Source organism: Candidatus Sarmatiella mevalonica, from assembly GCF_016751895.1.
Lineage (GTDB): Bacteria > Pseudomonadota > Alphaproteobacteria > Rickettsiales > Rickettsiaceae > Sarmatiella > Sarmatiella mevalonica.
In genome coordinates this window covers 1-6,046 of sequence record NZ_JACVVM010000075.1, presented here as the reverse complement: position 1 = coordinate 6,046, position 6,046 = coordinate 1, and the positions used below count along the sequence as shown (strand labels likewise).

General features: G+C 38.6%; 3 protein-coding genes. 1 reads left to right on the top strand and 2 read right to left on the bottom strand.

The annotated features are described in order from the left end of the window. Window positions 1-355: 355 nt before the first annotated feature. Both Sarmat_RS05800 and dnaE read right to left on the bottom strand, forming a co-directional pair. Window positions 356-1,360, bottom strand: a complete 1,005-nt coding sequence (locus tag Sarmat_RS05800; RefSeq protein ID WP_202149842.1) for a GHMP family kinase ATP-binding protein — start codon at window positions 1,358-1,360, stop codon at window positions 356-358. A gap of 88 nt (window positions 1,361-1,448) precedes the next feature. After that, on the bottom strand, window positions 1,449-4,958 hold the full coding sequence (dnaE, locus tag Sarmat_RS05795; RefSeq protein WP_202149841.1) for a DNA polymerase III subunit alpha: 3,510 nt from the start codon (window positions 4,956-4,958) through the stop codon (window positions 1,449-1,451). Between the two features lie 561 nt (window positions 4,959-5,519). On the opposite strand from dnaE, the gene Sarmat_RS07460 reads away from it, so the two are divergent. Further along, window positions 5,520-5,648, top strand: coding sequence for an IS3 family transposase (locus tag Sarmat_RS07460; RefSeq protein WP_202149843.1), 129 nt, complete (start codon window positions 5,520-5,522; stop codon window positions 5,646-5,648). The last annotated feature ends 398 nt before the right edge of the window (window positions 5,649-6,046 follow it).

Below are 6,046 nucleotides of genomic sequence, written 5' to 3'. Positions count from 1 at the left end.
TAATTAGACCTCTTTCGAAACTCGCTCAATTAAGAGCAAATGCGAGGAGTATACGAAGCACAGAGCCGCAGCGTACATGAAGTACGTGAGGACTTGCGCATCGACAGCGTCGCCACAGTTGGCATCAGGAGTAGAGTTAGGAAAGAGGTCTAATGTATATGTTTAACTGCCTTTCTACCTTTACGCTACTACTTTTTTACCTAACTGTCCGGTACTAAGCATTTTTCCTGTCATTATAACGAAAAATTATATCTAATTCAACCTAAATTACTATAACCGCTCTAACTCTCCAACATTGTGACGTAAACTAGACCTCTTGCATAACCTTCCTAAAAATTCCTCTTTCATTTTTAGGTTATGCAAGAGGTCTACTACTAGGCCATAAACTGATGCAATATCCCCCTAGCCCTGCGCCCGTTGGCTTGCAAGCTAACGCGCCCATCTCATCTAGCCAATGCATATGCCTGACCATTCTATCGTCCACTAGCTGCCATGCATTAAATGCATCGCGCCCTTTGTTCATAGCTCTTATTAAATACTTGATGCGCCGTCGCCCGCATCCTTTATGAGCAAGCTTGCTGCTAAAATCATGATCCATACCATAAAAATACCTAGCATCTAATACTGCCTTGTGCATTAACCTCGCACCTTCGGAATAATTTTGCATACGTCCTCTCACTGAACTTGTAGGTTCTTTATATCCGGCAAATGATATTGCTAATCTATATCTATCAATAGACCTCTTTTCAAACTCTACAACTGATCGCGATGCGCATGTCGCTACCGATTCGAAATCTTCACGTATTTTAGTACGCTGGACGTTCTGCACTTCGTATGATCCTTGCATTTGCTCATCATGAGCGAGTTTGGAAAGATGTCTAATAAATCTATTATCCAAAGCATCACCAATGCCTCGAATCTTCAGTGGATGCGACGCATATAATTTTGCGGAAGCGGCAGTAGCACCCACCACATCTATTCCGCTACTCGTGCCGTGAAAATAACCTTCTAACAACTTCGCATTCTGAAACACATCAAACTCAGAAGCTCCGCTGCAGCTCTCAGAGCTTCCCAAACGCCTAATCAAACGCGCTATACATACACACAATGCGGCAGAGGAACCAAGGCCAGCCCTCAAAGGTATATTAGATGTGATATATGCTATACCAGTTAAATGTGGGAAAAGTTGAATGCAAAACTGCTCAAATCCAGCTAAATCATCGCATACTTGCTCACACGCATGCTGCGTTATAATACGCAAACGCCCTGCGTATGGGTGATGAACCAAAGTAGTTCGCCAAAACTTTATTGGCATAACTATACCCATTTCACCTCTCACCACAATATGCTCTCCTACCAAGATGACTTTTGCGTAAGCACGAGTTATAAAAGACCCACTCTTCTTGTATATTAGATTCTTTACTTGCATTAGCTATCTATTTCATACATCATGTCTTATTCGAAAGAGTTCTACCCCCCCTACTCCATGCCTTTAGTTCCTCAAGCGCATGATAAGTGCAGTAAAACACATCATCCACTTCGGTCTTCACCCATAAATTATGATATGGAGCTTTGCACATAAAAGTGACTTTTGTTTCAACTAAATTATCATGTTCTAGTGTAGTAGCGCTTTTAGTTAATATTTGTCGCGCCTTGTTCATGCCGTCTATACTCTCAATATACAAAACCATACGCACTTGCTCGCGCGGTTTTAGAGATGAGATATCCTCAAATGCGGTAACCGCTAACTTAGCGCCAAATTGGTCTTTCGACATATCGCAACACACTACAACTGATTTTTTCACCATCAAAAACTCAGCGTAGTCATTAATCGTTTGCTCGTTAAATACACTCAACTCAAAGATTCCAAATGGGTCGGAAAGTTGCAGCACAATAAACCTGCCTCGCGCAGACATCTTAGCATCCTTTTTTTGTATAACTCCAGCAATTTTTACTTTGCTCTTACCCATATACTGGTTATTACTTAAATCTGTAGAATTAATATAACCATATCTTTTATTATCCTTAATCCAGAAAAGAGGGTGATGCTTAATAAATAGCCCTAAAGCCTCCAGTTCGTTAAAGCATATTTCCTGATAGTTCGGTTCTACTTGCGCAATCAAGCTTTCCAGTTCAATCGAATCGACTGCAAGCAAACTCATCTGCGCAGATTCCTGTTGTTTATGATAAGTGTTTGCATAGTGCAGGAGTTGGTCTAAACCATTAAGCAAACACAGCCTATCTTGAGAGCATATAGCATCAAAAGTGCCTGCTTTAATTAAAAATTCCAACACCTTCCTATTTATATTTTTAATTCTGTGTAAGAAATCTAACAAAGATGTAAAAGATCCTCTAGCCTCTCGCTCATCTTCAACAATTTTGCCAAAAGCAGGAGTTACATGCTTAATCGCCCCCAAGGCATAAATAATCTTGCCATTAGAGGGGCCACTGTGTGCGTATTCAATATAAAAATATCCTTGCGATTTATTGATATCTGGAGGAATGATAACGATACCAAAATTCTGTGCATCCTGTAAGAAAATATTAATTTTTTCATTATTATTAATCTCTAAATTTACACAAGATACTAAAAATTCATAAGGGAAATTCGCTTTTAAGTAAGCGGTTTGATAAGATATCACGCCATAAGCAGAAGCATGGGCTCTATTAAATCCATATCCAGCAAACTTTGCTACAGTAGCAAAAATACCTTTGCTCTGCTCCTCACTCACACCATTAGCCAAAGCGCCGCGCACAAACAACTCTTCCTGCGCATCCATTTCCGACTTGATTTTCTTACCCATAGCCCTGCGCAGTAAATCAGCAGCACCCAAGCTATATCCTGCCAAAACCCGAGCAATCTCTAATACTTGTTCCTGATATATAATTACTCCATAAGTGTCCCGCAAAATAGAATGTAGTAGCGGATGTAGATAATTAGGTTTTTGCAATTTGTGTTTGCATGCAATATACACAGGAATATTTTCCATAGGGCCAGGCCTATATAACGCTCCTAAAGCTATCAAATCATCAATACAATCGGGTTTAAGGCGCTTTAAACTTTCTTTCATACCGACCGATTCGAACTGAAACACGCCAGTACTCCGCCCCTTTGCTAGCATTTCATATGTTTTTTGATCATCAAAGATCATCGTGTCATCTTTATGCTTAATACCTCTCAGAGCTAACAACTCTTTGCATTTGGTAATAACGGTGAGAGTTTGTAGTCCAAGAAAATCAAATTTCATCAAGCCAGCTAATTCCGCATATTTCATGGAATACTGAATCACGAGCATTTGAGAATTACTATCCTGATAAAGCGGCACTAAGTTAATCAGGTCTTCCTTAGCAATAACAATACCTGCCGCGTGAGTAGAGCAGTGGCGATATAACCCCTCTAGAGATTTAGCCGTAATCATTACCTTTTTAATTAAATCTCTGTCGCCTGATAAGTTATATAACCCTCTGCCCTCCGCTGCATTTTTAAGCTCTGGCACTTCTTCTATAGCTTGGTCTAACGTTACTGGGTTCACTGCATTAAAAGGCACTAACTGCGTTAAATAATCTGCATATTTGTAAGAAAGGCCTAGTACTCTGGCTACATCCTTAATCACAGCTTTTGCCTGTAGTTTACCAAAAGTAATGATTTGCCCAACTCTACCATAGCCATATCTATCTTTCACATAATGAATCACCTCTTCTCGTCTTTCCTGGCAAAAATCTATATCAAAATCTGGCAAAGAAATACGCTCGGGATTAAGAAAACGCTCAAATATTAGACCAAAGCGAATAGGGTCTAAGTCAGTGATTAACAAACTCCAGGCTACAATAGAACCAGCTCCAGAACCGCGGCCAGGACCAACCGCAATATTGTTTTCTTTACTCCAACTAATAAAATCTGAAACGATCAGAAAGTAACCCGAAAAATCCATCTTGCAAATCAAATCCAATTCATACTCTAACCTTTTAAAGTATTGAGTCTTTATTTGTTCCTGCTGATGCTGATCTGTTATACTCTCTATCTCAAACTTTTCCTCCAATCTAGCCAACAATCCACTCTCGGTTTTTCGCCGAATCAATGCTTCTTCATCTAAATCTTGCGTTGCAAAGCTAGGTAGCATAGAGCCGCGAGTTCTTGCCATAGTATGGCATCTTTGCGAGATATATACGCTATTAAGCAAAGCTTCTGGTAAATCGCTAAAACTCGCATGCATCTGGGCAGGTGTTTTGTAATAAAATTGATTACTTACCTTATGCCTATTCATATAAACTTGCGTGCAGTTCTGCTCTATGCACAACAAAACGTCATGGGAAGTGTAGTCTTCCTCAAAAAATATGGTCTGATTGGTAGCTACAATAGGAAGTTTTAAATCGTATGCTAGGTTCAAATAATCCTGCTCAATTTGTTTTTCATTAGGCAAATTATGGCGGAAAATCTCCATATAAAATCTATCGCCAAAAATGGCATGCAGTGTGTTAGCATATTCCATAGCGGCATCTTGTTTGTCTAGCAGCAAAGCCTGTCCTATCGCTCCTTCTGTGTAGGCTGAAAGGGCAATAATGCCGGCACCATGTGCACGTAAGTCTTGAATATCTATTCTATGTTTATGGACGGCATTCTCTTGTTTAATATAGCTATAGCTATTTAGCTTTTGTAAGTTGCTATACCCCTCATCTGTCTGAGCTAGCAAAAGTATTTGAGAATAGTGCAGTTGGGTTGGTAATGTTGGAGATGGATGATAAAGTGTGGCAATGAGCCCATTAATTGGCTGTATCTTTTCTTTCACGGCAGCAATAGCAAACTGCAATGAACCAAACAGATTGTTTTTGTCTGTTAAGGCAACAGCGTGCATACCTTCTTTTTTAGTGCGTGCAATCAGTGCTTCTATTGATATTGTGCTAGCAAGTAAGGAATAACTACTTTGCGCTCTTAAATGTACAAAATCTGAATACTGCATGTTTCCTTAGACCTCTTACAAAACTCTACTCTTATGGCAATGCCTTTGTTGTTTTCGCTCTCAAATCCTCACTTACTCATGTATTATGATTCTGCGCTTCGTATGCTCTTTGCATTTACCTTTAACCTGACCGAATTTAGAGAAAAGTCGTAATGCAGCACCTTCTGTTTTATAAGTAGACACGCTGCGTAAGTCAACGGAGTGTAATATCTTTTATTAGGAGATCTAGACACATAGATCAATTATATTATGTTTTATCTAAAAAACTATCCGTTGATTCAAGAAGTCGTTTTTCAAGTTTACAATCCCACCTATAATAGACCTCTTCGGAAACTAGACTTTTGATAAAAGAAGCTAATATGTAATCTGGAGGTAATTTCGAAGGTTGACAGGTGGTAAGAAAGTTACATTAGGCTTTTCCGGAAACTATCATTTTTGTAATTCCATATTGTAAATAGCAGATATTTATCAGCTACGATTTTAAATCGTTTAATCATGCCAATAACAGTTACAAGATCAAAATTTTATTATTAAGCTAAATCCAGGCGTGACGAGGATGAAATCATCGACAAAATCTTTGATATTTATGAAACCCATCCTGTTTATGGATATCGCCGTATAACTTCAAGTTTAAGGCGCCAAAATGTTATTATTAATCATAAAAAAGTAAGGAAGTTAAGAAGATGTTAAAATCTCAAGGCTATTTCTCCCGATCCAAATACAAGTATTAGGAATCATGCAGATATGGTGCATCCTTATCTGTTAAAAGGTTTGGAGATTAATAGGTTTATTAGGTATAGCAAACAGATATAAGTTATATCAGGGTTGGTAATAGCTTTATGTATCTAACTGGCATTATAGATGTCTATAGTAGAAAAGTCTTGAGTTTATAGGGTTAGTAACAGCTTATGGATTTATGGATAAGTTTTACAACTTACCCACAATTCCACAAACACAACAATAACTTAGAACCAGTCACGCAAAACATTTAACTAACCTATTCAGCATAATTTTTGTGAAAGCTAATTGAACAAAAGCCTTAGCGGATGAAGGGGAAATCTCATAATCCTTGGACAATCTTCTGAAAT